General features: G+C 74.8%; 18 protein-coding genes. 4 read left to right on the top strand and 14 right to left on the bottom strand.

All coding sequences use genetic code 11. From position 1 onward, the window contains the following. Window positions 1-29: 29 nt before the first annotated feature. Together Q4D18_RS07775 and Q4D18_RS07770 are read left to right on the top strand one after the other, a co-directional pair. Window positions 30-695 carry a CE1759 family FMN reductase gene (locus tag Q4D18_RS07775; protein WP_303127051.1) on the top strand — a complete coding sequence of 222 codons (666 nt, stop codon included), beginning with the start codon at window positions 30-32 and terminating at the stop codon, window positions 693-695. Beyond that, the gene (locus Q4D18_RS07770; RefSeq protein WP_303127049.1) at window positions 667-1206 is read left to right on the top strand and encodes a MarR family winged helix-turn-helix transcriptional regulator; all 540 of its coding nucleotides are present in this window, start codon (window positions 667-669) and stop codon (window positions 1204-1206) included. The genes Q4D18_RS07775 and Q4D18_RS07770 overlap by 29 nt, the downstream gene beginning before the upstream one ends. Before the next feature lie 106 nt (window positions 1207-1312). On the opposite strand, the gene Q4D18_RS07765 is transcribed toward Q4D18_RS07770, so the two are convergent. The 8 genes from Q4D18_RS07765 to Q4D18_RS07730 form a co-directional block, all read right to left on the bottom strand. Then, entirely contained in the window at window positions 1313-2500 is a 1188-nt protein-coding gene (locus tag Q4D18_RS07765; protein WP_303127047.1) for a hypothetical protein, read from the bottom strand. Between the two features lie 117 nt (window positions 2501-2617). Continuing rightward, entirely contained in the window at window positions 2618-3601 is a 984-nt protein-coding gene (locus tag Q4D18_RS07760) for an SseB family protein (RefSeq protein WP_303127046.1), read from the bottom strand. After that, complete coding sequence (gene priA / locus Q4D18_RS07755; RefSeq protein WP_303127044.1) at window positions 3598-4383, bottom strand: bifunctional 1-(5-phosphoribosyl)-5-((5-phosphoribosylamino)methylideneamino)imidazole-4-carboxamide isomerase/phosphoribosylanthranilate isomerase PriA; 786 nt, start codon at window positions 4381-4383, stop codon at window positions 3598-3600. The genes Q4D18_RS07760 and priA overlap by 4 nt, the downstream gene beginning before the upstream one ends. A 47-nt stretch (window positions 4384-4430) precedes the next feature. Next, complete coding sequence (locus Q4D18_RS07750) at window positions 4431-4583, bottom strand: hypothetical protein (RefSeq protein WP_303127042.1); 153 nt, start codon at window positions 4581-4583, stop codon at window positions 4431-4433. Next, window positions 4583-5242, bottom strand: coding sequence for an imidazole glycerol phosphate synthase subunit HisH (hisH, locus tag Q4D18_RS07745; protein WP_303127040.1), 660 nt, complete (start codon window positions 5240-5242; stop codon window positions 4583-4585). The genes Q4D18_RS07750 and hisH overlap by 1 nt, the downstream gene beginning before the upstream one ends. After that, window positions 5242-5901 (bottom strand): imidazoleglycerol-phosphate dehydratase HisB, encoded by a 660-nt coding sequence (gene hisB, locus Q4D18_RS07740; RefSeq protein WP_303127038.1) that lies wholly within the window; start codon window positions 5899-5901, stop codon window positions 5242-5244. Before hisB ends, hisH begins: the two co-directional genes overlap by 1 nt. A gap of 50 nt (window positions 5902-5951) precedes the next feature. Then, entirely contained in the window at window positions 5952-7082 is a 1131-nt protein-coding gene (locus tag Q4D18_RS07735; protein ID WP_303127036.1) for a histidinol-phosphate transaminase, read from the bottom strand. Between the two features lie 92 nt (window positions 7083-7174). Next, the gene (locus Q4D18_RS07730) at window positions 7175-7576 is read right to left on the bottom strand and encodes a LysM domain-containing protein (RefSeq protein ID WP_303127034.1); all 402 of its coding nucleotides are present in this window, start codon (window positions 7574-7576) and stop codon (window positions 7175-7177) included. 236 nt (window positions 7577-7812) lie between these two features. Between Q4D18_RS07730 and lexA the strand changes: the two genes are divergently transcribed. Continuing rightward, entirely contained in the window at window positions 7813-8511 is a 699-nt protein-coding gene (gene lexA, locus Q4D18_RS07725) for a transcriptional repressor LexA (protein ID WP_303127032.1), read from the top strand. Between the two features lie 24 nt (window positions 8512-8535). Here lexA and Q4D18_RS07720 read toward each other — a convergent pair whose 3' ends face one another. Together Q4D18_RS07720 and hflX are read right to left on the bottom strand one after the other, a co-directional pair. Continuing rightward, window positions 8536-10638 carry an ATP-dependent DNA helicase gene (locus tag Q4D18_RS07720; RefSeq protein WP_303127030.1) on the bottom strand — a complete coding sequence of 701 codons (2103 nt, stop codon included), beginning with the start codon at window positions 10636-10638 and terminating at the stop codon, window positions 8536-8538. Next, complete coding sequence (hflX, locus tag Q4D18_RS07715) at window positions 10635-12239, bottom strand: GTPase HflX (protein WP_303127028.1); 1605 nt, start codon at window positions 12237-12239, stop codon at window positions 10635-10637. The genes Q4D18_RS07720 and hflX overlap by 4 nt, the downstream gene beginning before the upstream one ends. A 343-nt stretch (window positions 12240-12582) precedes the next feature. On the opposite strand from hflX, the gene Q4D18_RS07710 reads away from it, so the two are divergent. After that, window positions 12583-13218, top strand: a complete 636-nt coding sequence (locus Q4D18_RS07710) for a class I SAM-dependent methyltransferase (RefSeq protein ID WP_303127027.1) — start codon at window positions 12583-12585, stop codon at window positions 13216-13218. A 26-nt stretch (window positions 13219-13244) separates the two neighbouring features. Here Q4D18_RS07710 and dapF read toward each other — a convergent pair whose 3' ends face one another. From dapF to Q4D18_RS07690, 4 genes are all read right to left on the bottom strand, one after another. Continuing rightward, the gene (dapF, locus tag Q4D18_RS07705; protein WP_303127025.1) at window positions 13245-14183 is read right to left on the bottom strand and encodes a diaminopimelate epimerase; all 939 of its coding nucleotides are present in this window, start codon (window positions 14181-14183) and stop codon (window positions 13245-13247) included. A gap of 31 nt (window positions 14184-14214) precedes the next feature. Next, window positions 14215-15219: a tRNA (adenosine(37)-N6)-dimethylallyltransferase MiaA gene (gene miaA, locus Q4D18_RS07700; protein ID WP_303127023.1), complete on the bottom strand. Its 1005-nt coding sequence runs from the start codon at window positions 15217-15219 to the stop codon at window positions 14215-14217. A gap of 11 nt (window positions 15220-15230) precedes the next feature. Beyond that, window positions 15231-16778 (bottom strand): tRNA (N6-isopentenyl adenosine(37)-C2)-methylthiotransferase MiaB, encoded by a 1548-nt coding sequence (gene miaB / locus Q4D18_RS07695; protein ID WP_303127021.1) that lies wholly within the window; start codon window positions 16776-16778, stop codon window positions 15231-15233. Between the two features lie 43 nt (window positions 16779-16821). Then, window positions 16822-17747, bottom strand: a 926-nt coding sequence (locus tag Q4D18_RS07690; RefSeq protein ID WP_303127019.1) for a RecX family transcriptional regulator, incomplete at its 5' end; no start/stop codon positions are given.

The following is a 17747-nucleotide window of genomic DNA, read 5'->3' as shown; positions in this document are numbered from 1 at the left end:
CAGGCGGCGACGGCGGGCGGTGAGGCCCGATGAACGCGACCTCCCCCGGGGCACGGCACATCGCCGTCGTCTCCGGAGGGATCGGCGAGCCCTCGCAGACCCGCATGCTCGCCGACCGTCTCGCCGAGGCCACGGCCGCGGCGCTCTCCGGCCACGGCGTGGTCCCCGAGGTCCACACGGTGACCCTCCGCGAGCTCTCGGCGGACCTCGGCCACGGCATGGTCAGCACCGCCAGGTCGCAGCCTCTGCTGGACGCCCTCGCCGAGGTCGAGCAGGCCGACGCCGTCATCGCCGTGTCCCCCACGTTCAAGGCCTCCTACTCGGGCCTGTTCAAGACCTTCGTCGACCTGCTCGACGACGAGGCGCTCGTCGGTGTCCCCGTGCTGCTGGGCGCCACGGGCGGCACCGCCCGGCACTCGCTGATGATCGACCAGGCGATGCGCCCGCTCTTCGCCTACCTGAAGACCCGGATCGTGCCCACCGCGGTGTTCGCGGCCTCCGACGACTGGGGGGCGGCCACAGGGCAGCCGGACTCCACCCGCACCACTCCGCTGGCCGCGCGCATCCGCGCTGCCGGGACGGAGCTGGCAGACATCCTGTCCCGGCTGCCCGCGCGCCCCCGCGCCGCCGCCATGGACGAGACGGACACCCTGGAGGTGATCCCCTTTGACCGACTCCTCGACCCCCACGCCTGAGTCCGTCGCAGGACCGGCCGAGGCCGACGACGGCCGCTGGTACGGCTCCGCCTCGGCGGGGCACCGCCCCGCCGATCCGGAGAAGCACGCCTGGCGCGCCTACTTCGAGGCCACCCAGATGCTGGAGGACCTGCTCGAGCGTCGCCTGAAGGCCGAGTGCGGCATGACCCTGGCGGACTACAACCTCCTGCTGCTGCTCACCGAGTCCGAGGGGGGCCGCCTGCGGCTGGGCGAGCTGGCCGGCCGCATGGTGTTCTCCCCCTCCCGGGTGACCTACCAGGTCAAGAACCTCGTGGGACGTGGGCTGATCGAGCGACGCGCGGCCGAGCGCGACCGCCGCGGCTACGAGGCCGTGCTCACGGACGAGGGGCGCTCCGCGTTCCGCCGAGCCGCCGCCATCCACGCCCGCCAGGTGGACGAGCTGTTCCTGGACCGTCTGGAGCCCGGGGAGGTCGACGTGCTGGCGCGGGTCTTCTCCCGCGTCGGCCGCGCCCTGGAGTCGCACTGCTGATCCGCCCCCGGACGCGGGAAGGCCCGGTGACCTGTCCTGCACAGGTCACCGGGCCTTCCGGTGCGGTCGCCGGGTGCGGTGGTCCGGCGGCGGGGTCGTCATCCGGTCAGCTGACCGGCACGCCCCCGAGGGTCACGACGGCGTCCGTCGGCTCGCCGGCCGCGTCCTGCAGCTCGACCTCGATATGGCCGCCGGCCGGCACCTCGGCCGGGACGTTGATCCAGGTCATCGGCTGGCCGTCCGAGTGGAGGTGGAGGTGGCCGATCTGCTCGCCGTCCTCGTCGAACGCGGTCACGGCCATGTAGCTGAAGCCGCCCTGGTCCGTGTTGGCCTCGACGCGGGTGCGGAAGTCGATGCCGTCCTCGGGCGCCACGACGAGCGTCTGCTCCCCGGGCGTGGCGGTGACAGCCTTCTCCTCGGCAGCCTCAGCAGCGGCCCTCTTCTCGGCGGCGGCCTCAGCCTTCTCGGCGGCCTTCGCCTCAACGGCGGCCTCCTCAGCCGCAGCCTCCTCCGCGGCGACGGCCTCGGCCTTCTCCAGCTCCAGCGCACGGCGCTCGGACTCGGTCAGGGAGGCGACGCCGTGCTTACCCACGGTGGCGGTCTGCGCGGCGGGAGCCTGCACGGGGGTGGTGCCGTCGACCTCGGCGAGGGACTCCACGGGCACGATGATCGTGGACATCTCGTCCGCGTCGCAGCGGACGGTGTTGCCGTCGGCGTCGTAGGTCACCGGCGCCAGGCCGGAGATGACGCCGACCACGCGCTGCTCGGCGTCGTACACCGCGCCGCCCGAGTCGCCCCGGCGGGTGGTGGCGTCGTCGAGGACGACCTGGTCGGTGTAGACGTCGCCGCAGGTCTCGCCGATGTCGAAGGTCTCGGGATCGGAGATGGAGTTCGGCTCGCCCAGGGGGACGGAGGAGCCGTGGGTGTAGACGGTCTCGTCCGGCTTCACCGTGGCGGTCTCGCGCACGGACCACTCGCCGACCACGTCGACGTCGTCGGCCAGCGCGATCTTCACGGCGTCCACGCCGGAGTCGCCCGGCAGGGCGGCGACGGTGCCGATCACGGTGCCGTCGGCGGACTCGACCGGCGAGCCGATCGTCCACTCGCCGGCGCCGCAGTGGGCGGCGGTGTACGCGGTGGCGGCGTCGACGATCGTGATGCTGCAGTCGCCCGCGGGCACCGAGAGCGCGGAGCCCTGGGTGAGCGGCGTCGCCGCGAGGGCGGGGCCGGCGCCGGCCACGACCACCACGCCGAGGGCCGCCGTGGCGGACCCGGTCAGGGTTGTCTTCTTCATGGACCTCTTCCTCTGCATCGGTCAGTGATGCCGCCGGCCGGAGACGGCCAGCACTGGACCGGCGTCGGATGCCGCCCGTCCTTCCCCACTACCCTAGCCGATGGGCCTGACGCCAGGTCAGGGACGCCGGACCGTGATCTCCACCGAGTCGGCCCGCTCCGCGAGCAGCGGGAGGTCGGCCAGCAGCAGGCGCAGGGTGGCCGTCATGAGGCGCACCCCGGCCGCGTCCGTGTCCCGGCGGGGCATGGCCACGATCTGCAGCTCGACGCCCGACCCGCCGCCGGCCATCACCGCGCCGGAGGCCGTGCGGGTGGGCACGCCGGAGCCGGGCGCCAGGCCGAGGTTCAGCAGGTTCGGCACCAGATCCGCCACCTGGGCGATCTCCTGGGCGATCTCCTCGTCCTGGTAGGACGGCGTCCACTCCTGCTGCTGGGCCAGGGCCCAGACGGCGGGGCGGCGGATGACGTAGGTGTGCTCCGCGCCGGCGTCGACGACGACGAGGTCGCACCCCTCGTCCACGGCGGACAGGCACGCCCGCGGCAGCCAGACGGCCACCGGCCGGGCCAGCGGGTTCCACGCGGTGAGCGCGGGCACGCTCGTGAACACGGGCAGCGCCTGCCGCCCGTCCCCGGCGCGCATGGTCACCAGCGCCACGTCCGCGGCCTTGTCCCCGTGCGCGTCATCTGCCGCGTGCTCGTGCCCGCTGTGGTCGGCGTGGTCGTGCACGTCCGCCTCGTCCACGGCCAGGGTCGGCACGACGGCGGCGAACACCCGGATCCCGGCGAGCACCCGGGTGACCTCGGCCTCGTCCGCCGCTCCCGTGGTCAGCCGCTCCATCACCTGCGTCCACGCGGCCGGGCTCGTGCCGTCGTCCTGGTCGAAGACGTGCAGCGGGTTAGCGGAGCCGTCCACGCCGGGGCCGGAGAGGTCGCGGCCCTCCCACGGGACGCCGGCGGTGTCCGCGAGGTTCTCCCCCGCGGTCTTGTCCCGCATGCGGTCCAGGGCGGCGCGGATGTGGCCGGGCAGCTCCCGGGCGCCGGGCGCGGTGACCGGGACGGGGGCCTCGTCGTCGTGCGCGGCGGGGCGCGGGTCCCGGGTCACTCGGCCACCGCGAAGGGGTGGCGTTCGCGGGCCTCGGCCACGGACGCGCCACCGGCCACCGCGAGCGCCTGCTCGAGGGAGAACCGGCCGGCGTACAGGGCCTTGCCCATGATGGCGCCCTCGACGCCCTGCGGGACCATGGCGGCGAGCGCGGCGACGTCCTCGAGGGAGGAGATGCCGCCCGAGGCGACCACGGGCCGGTCCGTGGCCTCGCACATCCGGGCGAGCAGCTCGGTGTTCGGGCCCTTGAGGGTGCCGTCCTTGGTGACGTCGGTGACCACGTAGCGGGCGCAGCCGGCGTCCTCGAGGCGCGCGAGCACCTCCCAGAGGTCGCCGCCCTCCTGGGTCCAGCCGCGCGCGGCCAGGGTGGTGCCGCGCACGTCCAGGCCCACGGCCACGCGGTCCCCGAAGCGCTCGATCACGCGGGCGGTCCACTCCGGGTCCTCGAGGGCGGCGGTGCCCAGGTTGACGCGGGCGGCGCCCATCTCGAGTGCGTGCTCGAGCGAGGCGTCGTCCCGGATGCCCCCGGAGAGCTCGACCTTCACGTCCATGCTGTCCACCACGCGACGCAGCACGTCGCGGTTGTCCCCGCGGCCGAAGGCGGCGTCCAGGTCCACGAGGTGGATCCACTCGGTGCCGGCGCGCTGCCAGTCCATCGCGGCCGAGAGCGGGTCGCCGTAGGAGGTGGCGGAGCCGGCCTCGCCCTGGACGAGGCGGACGGCCTGGCCGTCCTGGACGTCCACGGCGGGCAGCAGCTCGAGGGCGCGGGGGGTGGGGGTCATGGCGGGGGTCCTCTCGGCGGGGCGGGCGGGGGCGGACGCGCGGGGCGTCAGACGGTCAGGAAGGAGGCGGCGATCGCCATGCCGGCCAGGGCCAGCACGAGCACCAGGGCCCACAGCGGGGCGTCCTGGGTGCGCATCGACCACGCGGCCCCGAGCAGGAGGCCGCCGAGGGCGAGGTAGAGCACGGACCAGTAGGGCATCAGAGGGTCTCCAGCCAGTTGGTCAGCAGCTGCAGGCCGGCGTCCCCGGACTTCTCCGGGTGGAACTGCGTGGCGGAGAGCGGGCCGTTCTCCACGGCCGCGACGAAGTCGGCGCCGTGGTGCGCCCACGTCACCTGGGGCGGGCGCATGGCGGCGATCGACTGGTCGAACTCCCACCGCAGCACGCCGTAGGAGTGCACGAAGTAGAAGCGCTCGTCCTCGATCCCGGCGAACAGGGCCGAGCCCTCGGGCGGGCGGACCGTGTTCCAGCCCATGTGCGGCAGTACGTCGGCCGGCAGCGCCTCCACCAGGCCCGGCCACTCGCCCATGCCCTCGGTGCGCTCGCCGTGCTCCACGCCGGCCTCGAACAGGATCTGGTGGCCGACGCAGATGCCGAGCACCGGCCGCCCGCCGGCCACGCGCCGGCCGATCCAGCGGGTGCCGCCGACCTCGGTGAGCGCGCGCATCACGGAGGCGTACGCGCCGACGCCGGGCACCAGCAGCCCGTCCGCGCCGAGCACGGCGTCCGGGTCCCGGGTGAGCTCGACCTCGGCGCCGGTGCGCTCCACCGCGCGGACCGCGGAGTGGACGTTGCCGGAGCCGTAGTCCAGCACGGCGACGCGCGGGCGCACCCCCGGCACGCTCGTCGGGGCGGCCATCAGAGCGCGCCCTTCGTGGAGGGCACGTCGGTGACCCGCGGGTCGTCCTCGCAGGCCGCGCGCAGGGCCCGGGCGAACGCCTTGAACTGGGCCTCCACGATGTGGTGCGGGTCCCGACCCCGGACCACGTCCATGTGCAGGCAGATGGCCGCGTGGTACGTGATGGCCTCGAACACGTGGCGGGTCATGGACCCGGTGAAGTGCCCGCCGATCAGGTGGTACTGCTGCCCGTCCGGCTCGCCCTCGTGCACCAGGTACGGCCGGCCGGAGACGTCGACGACGGCGCGCGCCAGGGCCTCGTCCAGGGGCACCGAGGCCTCGCCGAACCGGCGGATGCCGCGCTTGTCCCCCAGGGCGGCCTTGAGGACCTCGCCCAGGGTGATGGCCACGTCCTCCACCGTGTGGTGCACGTCGATGTGGGTGTCCCCCGTGGCGTGGACGGTCAGGTCCATCTGGGAGTGCTTGGCCAGGGCCGTGAGCATGTGGTCGTAGAACGGCACGGTCGTGGAGATGTCCGCCACGCCCGTCCCGTCCAGGTCCAGCTCGACGCGGACGTCGGATTCGCTGGTGGTGCGCTGCATGCGCGCACGGCGTCCGGAGACGATCTCGGCGGCCACGGGTCCTCCTGGGCAAGACGGTGCGGGGTGGGCTCGGTCCATCCTAGGCGTCGTGCACGGACCCGGTCCGGGCGTGACGCCGGGCGCGGGCCTCAGCCGCGGACGACGGCGTCCGGATCCTCGCGCAGGACCTCGCCGAGGGCCTCGAGGAAGGCGGTGGTCTCCTCCCGGGTGCCGGCGGTGACGCGCAGGTGCTCCGGGATGCCCACGTCCCGGACGAGCACCCCGCGCTCGAGCAGGGCCTCCCACACGGCGTGGGCGTCCCGGAGGCGGCCGAAGAACACGAAGTTGGAGTCGGAGACGGACGGGCTCAGCCCGAGCTCGCGGAGGGACGCCACGATCCGGTCCCGCTGGGCCTTGATGTCCTCGACGGTCTCCAGCAGCGCGTCGACGTGCTCGAGCGCGGCGATGGCCGTGGCCTGGGTGACCGCGGAGAGGTGGTACGGGAGCCGAACCAGGCGCAGCGCGTCCGCCACGGCCGGGTCCGCGGCGAGGTAGCCGAGCCGGGCGCCGGCCAGGGCGAACGCCTTGGACATGGTGCGGGTGACGATCAGCCGCTCGCGGCCGGGCAGCAGGGTGAGGGCGGAGGCCGTGCCCTCGAGGGCGAACTCGGCGTAGGCCTCGTCCACCACCACCATCGCGCCGTGGCCGCCGTCGGCCTCGTTCTGCGCCTGGGCGTCGTACACGGCCTCGATGGTCTCGAGGCCGAGGGCGGTGCCCGTGGGGTTGTTGGGCGAGGCGAGGAAGACCACGTGCGGGCAGTGTCGGCGCACCTGCTCCGCGGCGTGGTCGGCGGAGAGGGTGTGGTCCGCGGCGCGGCCGCCGTCCACGAAGGCGGTGTCCGTGCCGGCCGCCAGGAGGGGGTACATGGAGTAGGAGGGCAGGAAGCTCAGCAGCGTGCGGCCGGGGCCGGCGAAGGCCTGGAGGATCTGCTGGAGCACCTCGTTGGAGCCGTTGCCGGCCCAGACCTGCTCCGGGGCGATCCCGTGGCCCAGGTACCCCGCGAGCCGCTCCCGCAGCTCCGTGAACTCCCGGTCCGGGTAGCGGTTGAGCCCGCCGGCGACCTTCGCGACCCGCACCGTGATGGCCTCGGCCACCTGGGGCGGGACCGGATGCGTGTTCTCGTTGGTGTTGAGCATGTGCGGCACGTCCAGCTGGGGGGCGCCGTACGGGCTCTGGCCGCGGAGGGAGTCACGCAGGGGCAGGGAGCTCAGGTCGGTCATGGCGCCCATCCTAGGAACGGCCGGGAGCCGGGGCCGTCATGCGACGGCGCGGGACCGGCAACCGGGCGCCGCGGCCGGGCGCGGGCAGCGGGTCAGCGGACCGGCGGCAGGTACAGCTCCTGGCCGAGCTCGAGCTCGCCGCCCTCGAGGGCGTTGAGCTCGCCGATGCGCTCCATGGTGACGTAGGGGTCCACGCCGGGGGCGGCGTCCTGGGCGATCGACCACAGGCTGTCCCCGGGCATGACGGTCACGGTGGCCAGGTCCTCCGAGGCCGTGTCCGCGGAGACGGCCGGCGGGGACAGCATGACCCCGGCGAAGAAGGCCGCGGTGGCGGTCAGGGCGGCCACGGAGAGCATCAGGGGCAGACCGCGGAACAGCAGCCGACCGCGGCGGGTGAGGCGCAGGGGCGCCGATGGGCGCGCCTCGGCGCGGCCGGGGGCGGACCGTCCGAGGAGCCGGGGGGTCCGGGAGAGTGCAGTGGCGACGGGGGTCATGGTCTGTCTGCCTTCCTCCCGCCGATGCGGGCGTTCGAACATCTGTTCGAGTTCGTTCGAACCCATTTCTAGCACACCTGTTCGAGACACGCCCAGCGGGGGTCGAACATATCTTTGAAGACCGGCGCACGCTCCACTAGGGTCGTCCTCACCAGCACATTCCGGGGGCAGGACCCATGCCACCACCGGAGCCGGACACGTTAAGCCCCCGCCAGCCGAGAGAACGGACCGTCCGCATGGCCCCCTCCGAGCAGACCTCCCCCGCCGCCCCGCAGCCGCTGACGGATCGGCAGCGCCGGATCGTGCGCACCATCCAGGAGGCCATCGCCGAGCGCGGGTACCCGCCGTCGATGCGGGAGATCGGCGACGCGGCGGGCCTGGCCTCGCTGTCCTCCGTGACCCACCAGCTGGGTCAGCTCGAGCGCTTCGGCTACCTCCGCCGGGACCCGGGGCGGCCCCGCGCCCTGGAGGTCCTCCTCGACGCGGACGGCCGGCCCGTCGGCGAGGCCCCGGCACCCGTGTCGCTGATCCCGGCCCGTCACACCGCCACGGCGGACGGCGACTCGGTGGACGTGCCGTGGGTCGGCCGGATCGCGGCTGGCGGCCCGATCCTGGCGGACCAGCAGGTGGAGGAGGTCATGGCGGTGCCCCGGCGCCTCACCGGCGAGGGCGAGCTGTTCATGCTCCGCGTCTCCGGCGACTCCATGGTGGACGCCGCCATCTGTGACGGCGACTGGGTGGTGGTGCGCCGCCAGGACACCGCGGACAACGGGGACATCGTGGCGGCCCTCCTGGACGACGAGTCCACCGTGAAGACGTTCCGCCAGCGCGACGGCCACACCTGGCTGCTGCCCCAGAACACGGCCTACGAGCCGATCCTGGGCGACCACGCGAAGATCATGGGCCGCGTGGTCACCGTCCTGCGCGCGCTCTGAGCCGGGGCGCCTCCCCCGCCCGGCTCAGGCCTCCTGGGCCAGGCGCGTGAGCACGCCGCGGACCACGGCGCGGTCCGTGGTGCGCCAGAAGTCGGGCAGGGCGCTCGTGATGTAGCCGCCGTACCGCTCGGTGGCCAGGCGCGGGTCGAGCACGGCCACCACGCCCCGGTCCCCCTGGGCGCGCACGAGACGCCCGGCGCCCTGGGCCATGCGCACGGCCGCGTGGGTGGCGGACACCCGCATGAAGCCGTTGCCGCCGTGGCGGGCGACGTCCCGCGTGCGGGCCTGGGAGAGCGGGTCGTCCGGCCGCGGGAACGGGATGCGGTCGATCACCACGAGCCGCAGCGAGGGGCCCGGCACGTCCACGCCCTGCCACAGGCTCATGGTGCCGAACAGGGACGTGTCCGGCTCCTCGGCGAACTGGCGGACCAGCGCGGAGAGGGTCGCGTCCCCCTGGCACAGCACGGTGCCGCCCTTCCCCAGCCGGCGGCGCATCTCGGCCGCGGCGTCCTCGGCCGCCCGGCGGGAGGAGAACAGGCCGAGCGCCCCGCCGTTCGACGCCCGCAGCAGCGCCTCGAGCTCGTCGAGGGACTCCGGCGACGCCGTCCGGCCCGGCTTGGGCAGGTGCCGGGCCACGTAGAGCACGCCCTGGCGGGGGTAGTCGAAGGGCGAGCCGACGTCGAGCGCGGTGTACTTCGGCGCGTCCGGGCCGGCCAGGCCCACGTCCCCGGCCACCGAGTCGAAGCGTCGGGGACCCTGGCCCACGGTCAGGGTGGCGGAGGTGAGCACCGTGGTGGCCTTGCCGAAGAGGCCCTCGCGCAGCTTGCCCGCCACGGAGATCGGCGCCACGTAGAGCTGCGGCGGATCGGCCTCGTCCCCCGGCTGCCAGCCCACGCCCGGCTCGAAGTGGCCCGGGCGGGTGGCCCACAGGACCTCGGGGAAGTCGGCCTCGGGGCGGGCGGCGAGCATGCGCTCCGTCACCTCGACGACCTCGAGCAGGCGCGAGCGGGCCATCTGGCGGCCGCCGTCCGCCTCGCCCTCCTTGTCCTTGCCGAGGTCGGAGAAGCACTGCCGGGCCGCGCTCAGCACGGCGGTGAGGGCCTGCTCCTGCACGTCGTCGGGCCCGCCCTGGACGAGCCCGGAGGGCACCCCCTCGAAGGCCCGGTCCACCCCGGCCGCGGCCTGGACGAGGTCCTCGACCGCCACGGAGGTGTGCCGCCGCAGGGAGGTGGCCGCGCCGTGGACGATCGACCCGGACAGCTGCCCCGTCACGGCGCCCGTGACGCGGTCCTGCAGCTCGTGGGCCTCGTCCACGATCACGGCCGAGTACGCGGGCAGCACCGCGAGCCCCTCGAACGCGCTGATGGCGAGCATCGCGTGGTTGGTGACCACCACGTCGGCGTCGGCGGCGTCCGCGCGGGCCCGCTCGGAGAAGCACTCCTCCGCCATGGGGCAGCGCGAGGCGCCGAGGCAGTCCACCGCGGACACCGAGACCTGCCGCCAGGCGCGGTCGGTGACGGGGATCTCCAGGTCGTCCCGGTCCCCCGTCTCCGTCTCGTCCGCCCACGCGCGCAGGTACATGACCTCCTTGCCGAGCAGCGAGGTGGGCCCCGCCTCCCCGTCCGAGGCGGAGCCGATCAGCCCGCCGTCGTCGGCGACCTCGAAGAGGGTCTCCTCCCCCTCGTCCCCCGGGTAGCCGCCGTCCACCTTGTGGCGGCAGAGGTAGTTCGAGCGCCCCTTCACGAGCGCGACCACGGGCTCACGCGGCAGCTCGCCGGCGAGCGCCTCGACCAGCCGGGGGGCGTCGCGCTTCATGATCTGCGCCTGCAGGGCCAGCGTGGCCGTGGCGACGACGACGGGGTCCTCCTGGTCCATCGCGTGCTGGAGCGCGGGGATCAGGTAGGCCAGGGACTTGCCGGTGCCCGTGCCGGCCTGCACCAGCAGGTGACGCCGCGACTCCAGCGCCCGCGCCACCTGCAGCACCATCTCGCGCTGGCCCGCGCGCTGCTGGCCGCCGGTGGCCTCGACCACCGTGTCCAGCAGGCGCAGCGCCTCGCGCTCCCGATCCGTGGCCGGGACGGCCTCCGACGCCGCCGCCGACCCCTCCGCGCTCGCCGGGCCCGTCATGCCGAGGCGCCCACCCGGTACTGCTCCAGGTCCGCGGCGACGTCCTGCCGCACGAGCACCGACAGCCGGGTGCCGCCCTCCTCGTACGTCTCGGAGAGGATCTCGGCGTCCACGGAGTGCAGGCGGGAGACCACCTGGCCGTCCGTGAACGGCACGAGCAGCTCCAGACGCACGTCCGGCCGCGGGATGGTGGCGGAGATGGCGCGCTCGAGCTCCTCGATCCCCTCGCCCGTGCGGGCCGAGACCACCACGGTGTGCGGCTCCTTCGAGCGGATGCGGGCGATCACGGCCGGCTCGGCCGCATCCGCCTTGTTCAGGACGATGATCTCCGGGATGCGGTGCGCGTCCACCTCGGCGAGCACGCCGCGCACGGCGGCGATCTGGCCCTCGGGGTCCGGGTGGGAGCCGTCCACCACATGGAGGATGACGTCCGCGTCCGCGACCTCCTCCAGGGTGGAGCGGAAGGCCTCCACGAGCTGCGTGGGGAGGTTGCGCACGAAGCCCACGGTGTCCGAGAGCGTGTAGCCGATCCCGTCCGGCGTCACGGCCTTGCGCACCGTGGGGTCCAGCGTGGCGAACAGGGCGTTCTGCACGAGCACGCCCGCGTGGGTGAGCCGGTTGAGCAGGGAGGACTTGCCGGCGTTGGTGTAGCCGGCGATGGCCACGGACGGCACCCGGTTGCGACGGCGGTTGGCCCGCTTGGCCTCGCGCGCCGGCTGCATGCCCGCGATGTCCTTCTTCAGCTTGGCCATGCGCGTGCGGATGCGGCGGCGGTCCAGCTCGATCTTGGTCTCGCCGGGGCCGCGGGAGCCGATGCCCTCGCCGGCGGCCGCGCGGCCGCCGGCCTGCCGGGACATGGACTCGCCCCAGCCGCGCAGGCGCGGGAGCAGGTACTCGAGCTGTGCCAGCTCCACCTGGGCGCGGCCCTCGCGGGAGGTGGCGTGCTGGGCGAAGATGTCCAGGATCAGGGCGGTGCGGTCGATGACCTTCACGCGGACCACGTCCTCGAGCGCACGGCGCTGGGACGGGGCGAGCTCCGAGTCGACGACCACGGTGTCCGCGCCGGTGAGCGCGACGACCTCCGCCAGCTCACGGGCCTTGCCCTTGCCCAGGAACGTGGCGGGGTCCGGGGTGGCGCGGCGCTGGATGACGCCGTCGAGCACCTCCGAGCCGGCGGTCTCGGCGAGCGCGGCGAGCTCCCGCAGGGAGTTCTCCGCGTCCTCCGCGGTGCCCTCGGTCCACACGCCCGCCAGCACCACGCGCTCGAGGCGCAGCTGGCGGTACTCGACCTCGGACATGTCCTCGAGCTCGGTGGACAGGCCCTGCACGCGGGTGAGCGAGTGGCGGGCGGCGAGCTCGTCCTGGTCGCCGTCGGCCTCGGTGTGGTCGTCGCCGCCCTCCGCGAGCGCGAGGGCGCGACCGGCGAGCGCGGACGAGCGGCGCGGGCCACCGGCCTCGGCGTCCTCGGGGTCGCCCCCGTCCTGACGGGCACGGCGGGCGTCGTCGGCCGCGAGGATGCGGTCGATCACGGCCTGGATCTCGTCCTCGCCCTGGCCGTCCCGGCCGCTCTGGGGGCCGGGGTTCTGGGTGTTCTCAGTCATGTTCTCCTCTGGGCCCGCACGGTCGGCGGCCCGGTGCTCTCAGGGTAGACGGATCGGCGGACGCGCTAGCGGTGCGTCCGCACAGGGCGGACGTGCGGCGATGGGGGATCGGCGACGGGCGCGCAACGGCGGATCACGTGATCCATGGGGGGATCTCCCTCGGATGCCGGGGCGCGCGGGAACGGCGCCCGCAGGGCGGGTGGGGGCGGTGGGACGCGGGGCGTCAGCGCAGGAGGATCCACATGGGCGCAGACTCTACCGGGCGGGGCCGGGGCGGGAAAGCCCCGGTCAGGCCCGGCAGGCCGGTCCGCCCGCCGGGGCGGCGCCGTGCCGTCTGGCTACGATGGCGGGCGTGACCGACGGATCCCACTACTTCGACGCCGCCCCCTCGACCCCCGAGCGCCGCCGCACCGTGACGGTGCGCCTGGCCGGGCGCGAGGTGACCGTGCAGACGGCGAACGGGATCTTCTCCCCCGACGGCGTGGACAAGGGCACCGCCGCCCTGTTCTCCGCGGTCCCGGCGCCGCCGCCCTCCGGCCGGTTCCTCGACGTCGGCGCGGGCTGGGGGCCGATCGCCCTCACCCTGGCGCTCCGCTCCCCCGAGGCGGAGGTGACCGCAGTCGAGGTCAACGACCGGTCCCTGCAGCTCACCCGGGACAACGCCGCGGCCCTGGGGCTGGACAACGTCACGGCCCTGCGGCCCGAGGACGTCCCCGAGGGCGCGCAGTTCGACCTGATCTGGTCCAACCCGCCCATCCGAATCGGCAAGGCGGCCCTCCACGCGCTGCTGGAGCTCTGGCTGCCCCGCCTGGCGCCCGGCGGCGAGGCCTGGCTGGTGGTGCAGAAGAACCTCGGCGCCGACTCGCTGCTGCCCTGGATCCAGGGGATGCTCGACGAGCGCGCACCCGGCGCCTTCACCGCAGAGCGGGCGGACAGCGTCAAGGGGTTCCGGATCCTCCGGGTCGTCCGGAGCCGCTGAGACCCGGCCCGACGGCCGGGGCGAGGTCAGGCGATGAGCTCGCCGTCGAACACCAGCTCGGCCGGACCGGCCAGCACCACGTGCTCCTCGCCGTCGGCGGCGCGCACGAAGTCGACGCCCAGCACGCCGCCGGGGACCTCCACGAGCCACGAGTCCGAGCCCTCCGGGCCGGCCCACGCGCGCATGGCCACGGCGACCGCACACGCCCCGGTGCCGCAGGACTGGGTCTCCCCGACGCCGCGCTCGTGCACGCGCATCCGCACCCGGCCCACGCCCTCGTGGATCAGGGGCTCGTGCGCGGCCACGAACTCGACGTTGGTGCCCTGCGAGGGCTCCGGGTCCACGCCGGGGGCGCGGGTGAGGTCCAGGTCCGCGAGCTCGGCCATGGACTGCAGCGGCACCACGGTGTGCGGGTTGCCCATGGACACGCTCAGGGCGGGCCGCGGGTCGGGCAGGCCGGCGGTGAGGACCATGGCGTCGGAGGCCGCGTCCTCCGCCATCTCGGGCTCGAGGAAGCGCCACGGCCCCATGTCGATCGAGTAGCCGCCCTCGAAGCGGGTGACGGTCTTGGCGCCGGCGCGGGTGCCGATGGTCAGCGACTGACCGGGCGCGAGGTCCACCAGGCCCTTCTCCACGAGGAAGTGCACGAACACGCGCACCCCGTTGCCGCACATCTCCGCGATGGAGCCGTCCCCGTTGCGGTAGTCCATGAACCACTCGGCCTCCGGGTGCTCGGCCAGGACGGCCTCGCCCTCGGGCAGGTGCGCCGAGCGCACGGCGCGGATGACGCCGTCGGCGCCCACGCCCTGGTGGCGGTCCGCCACGCGCGCCACGCGGTCCGCGTCCAGCTGGGCGTTGCCGTCCGGGTCCGCGACCAGCACGAAGTCGTTGCCGGTGCCGTGGCCCTTGGTGAACGGCACGGACGGGCGGTCGGCAGGGCGCTCGGTGCGGGGCTCGGTGCTCATGGGCCTCAGTCTAGGGGCGGGCCCGGACGCCTCAGGCGTCCTCGTCGAACGGCTCGTCGGCGTCGGGCTCCGGCGTCGGCTCGCCCTGCACCACGGCCTGCAGCGCACGCTCCACGAGGTCCGGGGCGTCCGCCGGCAGCCAGCGCACGCGCGGGTCCGCGCGGAACCACGTCTCCTGGCGACGCGCGAAGCGGCGGGTGACGACGACGGTCTGCTCCACCGCCTCGGCCTGGCCCATCTCGCCGTCCCGGACGGCGAGCATCTGCTGGTACCCGATCGCCCGGGAGGCGGTGGGCCCCTCCCGCAGGCCCTCCCCCTCCAGGCGGGCCACCTCCTCGGCGAAGCCGGCCGCGAGCATCGCGTGCACGCGCGCGGCGATCCGCTCGTGCAGCACGGCGCGGTCGATCGCCAGGCCGAGCTGCACCGCCGGGGCGACGTCCGGGTGCGTCCGCCGCCGCGGCATGAAGGAGCCGAAGGGACGTCCGGTGAGCCGGTGCACCTCGAGGGCGCGCACCAGGCGCCGGGCGTCGCGGACCCGCTCCGCGGCGGCCGGGTCGACGCCGGCCAGCTCGGCCCGCAGCGCGGCCTCCCCGCGCTCGGCGAGCTCGGCCTCCACGGCGGCGCGCACGGCCGGGTCCGTGGGCGGGAAGTCCAGCACGTCCAGGGCGGCGCGCACGTAGAGCCCGGAGCCGCCGACGAGGATCGGGGTGCGGCCCCGGGCGCGGATGTCGGCGAAGCACGCCCGCGCGTCAGCCTGGAACCGGGCGACGGACGCCTCCTCGCGCACGTCCATCACGTCCAGCAGGTGGTGCGGCACCCCCTGCCGCTCCGCCAGGGACGCCTTGGCCGTCCCGACGTCCATGCCCCGGTAGAACTGCAGCGCGTCCGCGTTGACCACCTCGCCGTCGAGGCGCTGCGCCAGGGCGACGGCGAGCGCCGACTTCCCTGTCGCCGTCGCCCCCACCACGGCGACGACGGGCGCGCGCCCGGCCGGGTGCGGACGGGCGGCGGGGGCGGGCTCCGGCGTCGTGGTCATGCGGGGCGGCCTCAGGCGCGCGGGCGCAGCGTGGGCATGCCCAGGCTCGTGGCACCCGCGCCGCTGGGTCCGCCCGGCGACGGCACGCCGCAGGACTCGGCCTGGGCGCGGTCCCATGCGTCGCCGGCGCGGGAGCGGCGCAGCGTGTAGTCGGCGAGGTCCGGGTCCGCCACCGCGAAGTACGGGTGCGCCTCCGTGACCGTCACCGTGACGAAGTCGCCCGGGCGGGGCGTCTGCGCACCGGCGGGCACGGAGAAGTGCACGAGGCGGTTGTCCGGGGCGCGACCGGCCCGGCGCCCGCGCTCGGCCCCCTTGGAGCCGGAGTCGGCGGTGACGAGAAGCTCCTGCCGGGTGCCGACGAGGGTGCGCATCTCCTCGGCCGAGATCCGGTCCTGCAGGGCCACCAGGCGCTCGAACCGCTCCTGGACCACCTTCTTCGGCACCTGGTCCGCCATCTCGCCGGCCGGGGTGCCGGGCCGGATGGAGTACTGGAACGTGAACGCCGAGGAGAAGCGGGAGGCCTCCACCACGCGCATCGTGTCCTCGAAGTCCTCGTCCGTCTCCCCCGGGAAGCCCACGATGATGTCCGTGGTGATGGCCGCGTGCGGGATGCGCTCGCGGACCTTCTCGAGGATCCCCAGGAACTTCTTGGACCGGTAGGACCGGCGCATGTCCTTGAGCACCTTGTCCGAGCCGGACTGCAGCGGCATGTGCAGCTGCGGCATCACGTTGGGGGTCTCGGCCATCGCGTCGATGACGTCGTCCGTGAACGCGGCCGGGTGGGGGCTGGTGAAGCGCACCCGCTCCAGGCCCTCGATCTGGCCGCATGCGCGCAGCAGCTTGGCGAACGCCCCGCGGTCCCCGAACTCCACGCCGTACGTGTTCACGTTCTGCCCGAGCAGCGTGACCTCCACGGCGCCGGCGGCCACGAGGGCCTGCACCTCGGCGAGGATCTCCCCCGGCCGGCGGTCCTTCTCCTTGCCGCGCAGGCTCGGGACGATGCAGAAGGTGCACGTGTTGTTGCAGCCCACCGAGATGGAGACCCAGCCCGAGTGGGTGGAGTCCCGCTTGGTGGGCAGGGTGGACGGGAAGACCTCGAGGGCCTCGAGGATCTCGATCTCCGCCTCCGCGTTGTGGCGGGAGCGCTCGAGGAGCACCGGCAGCGAGCCGATGTTGTGCGTGCCGAAGACCACGTCCACCCACGGGGCCTTCTGCTGGATGACGGCCTGGTCCTTCTGTGCGAGGCAGCCGCCCACCGCGATCTGCATGCCGGGGTGGGCGTCCTTCACCGAGCGCAGGTTACCGAGGTTGCCGTAGAGGCGGTTGTCCGCGTTCTCCCGCACCGCGCACGTGTTGAACACCACGAGGTCGGCCTGGACGCCGTCCTCGGCGGGCGCGTAGCCGGTGGACTCGAGCAGGCCGGAGATGCGCTCGGAGTCGTGCACGTTCATCTGGCAGCCGAACGTGCGGACCTCGTAGGTCAGGCCCTCGTGCGGGCGCGCGGCGGCGCCGTCCTGGGCGAGCGGGGCGGTGCGGGGGGTGGGGTCCGTCAGAGTCACCGCACCAGTCTAGGAGGCGGCGGGCGGGGCCGACCCGGTGGCCTCAGCCGTCGAGCTCGGCCAGGACCTCTTTGACGACGCCGAACGCGAGCCCGGGCCCGTAGCCCTTGCGTCCCAGCATGCCCACCAGGCGGCGGACGACCTTGTCCCGTTCGGCCCTCCCCTCGGGCCCGTCGGCGGCGGGGGCGGGCCGACCGCGCATCTTGGCGCGGACGAGCTCGAGCGCGGCCTGCCGCTCGTCCTCCGGCTCGATGGCCGCCAGGGCCTCCTCCGCCACGTCCCTGTCCACGCCCTTCTCGTGCAGCTCGCGGGAGATGGCCCGCCGGGACAGGCGCTTGCCGCGCGCCCGGCTGCGCACCCACACCTCGGCGAACGCGGCGTCGTCCACGAGGCTGACCTCCTCGAAGCGGTCCAGGACCCGGTCGACCAGCTCCGGCTCGGCCTGCCGCTCCACGAGCTTGCGCTCGAGCTGCCCCCGGGAGCGCGGACCCATGGCCAGCTGCCGCAGGACGACCTCCCGGGCGGCCTCCTCCCGCTCGCGCGGATCCTCGGGCAGGGGCGCCGGTCCGGGCCTGCGGCGGCGTCGACGGGTGCCCTCCGCCGGCTCGTCCCGGCCTCCGCCGCCGATCACCCGGGCGGCGGGCTCCTCCGGCGCGGTGGGCGCATCCGGCGTCCGCCGGGCCCGGGAGTCGGAGGACCCGGCAGCGGGGCCCGCACCGCGGGACCTGCGGTCCGCGGCCCGGCCGCCCTTCCCGGATGCTCCGGAGCGCGCGCCCCGCCCGCGCCGTCCGCGCCGCTCGCCATCGAGGGCGTCCGAGCGGTCCTCAGTGGGGGCCGTGGTCCAGGGCAGGGGCGTGGGACCGGACGTGTCCGCGTCCTCGGCGTCGCGCGGGCGGCGGTCCGGGGTGGGCAGATCGCTCGCCCGGGTCAGGAGCGCGCCGAGGTCGACCGGGGCAGGCGCGGCGGGCT

The organism is Micrococcus sp., from assembly GCF_030523875.1.
In the GTDB taxonomy this organism is placed as follows: Bacteria; Actinomycetota; Actinomycetes; order Actinomycetales; family Micrococcaceae; genus Micrococcus.
This window is presented reverse-complemented; position numbering and strand designations above follow the sequence as displayed.

Coding starts and splice junctions, on each gene's coding strand:
- Q4D18_RS07775 (WP_303127051.1), top strand. CDS start 30: ATGAACGCGACCTCCCCCGGGGCACGGCACATCGCCGTCGTCTCCGGA.
- Q4D18_RS07765 (WP_303127047.1), bottom strand. CDS start 2,500: ATGAAGAAGACAACCCTGACCGGGTCCGCCACGGCGGCCCTCGGCGTG.
- priA (WP_303127044.1), bottom strand. CDS start 4,383: ATGACCCCCACCCCCCGCGCCCTCGAGCTGCTGCCCGCCGTGGACGTC.
- Q4D18_RS07750 (WP_303127042.1), bottom strand. CDS start 4,583: ATGCCCTACTGGTCCGTGCTCTACCTCGCCCTCGGCGGCCTCCTGCTC.
- hisH (WP_303127040.1), bottom strand. CDS start 5,242: ATGGCCGCCCCGACGAGCGTGCCGGGGGTGCGCCCGCGCGTCGCCGTG.
- hisB (WP_303127038.1), bottom strand. CDS start 5,901: ATGGACCGAGCCCACCCCGCACCGTCTTGCCCAGGAGGACCCGTGGCC.
- Q4D18_RS07735 (WP_303127036.1), bottom strand. CDS start 7,082: ATGACCGACCTGAGCTCCCTGCCCCTGCGTGACTCCCTCCGCGGCCAG.
- Q4D18_RS07730 (WP_303127034.1), bottom strand. CDS start 7,576: ATGACCCCCGTCGCCACTGCACTCTCCCGGACCCCCCGGCTCCTCGGA.
- lexA (WP_303127032.1), top strand. CDS start 7,813: ATGGCCCCCTCCGAGCAGACCTCCCCCGCCGCCCCGCAGCCGCTGACG.
- Q4D18_RS07720 (WP_303127030.1), bottom strand. CDS start 10,638: ATGACGGGCCCGGCGAGCGCGGAGGGGTCGGCGGCGGCGTCGGAGGCC.
- hflX (WP_303127028.1), bottom strand. CDS start 12,239: ATGACTGAGAACACCCAGAACCCCGGCCCCCAGAGCGGCCGGGACGGC.
- Q4D18_RS07710 (WP_303127027.1), top strand. CDS start 12,583: ATGGCGGGCGTGACCGACGGATCCCACTACTTCGACGCCGCCCCCTCG.
- dapF (WP_303127025.1), bottom strand. CDS start 14,183: ATGAGCACCGAGCCCCGCACCGAGCGCCCTGCCGACCGCCCGTCCGTG.
- miaA (WP_303127023.1), bottom strand. CDS start 15,219: ATGACCACGACGCCGGAGCCCGCCCCCGCCGCCCGTCCGCACCCGGCC.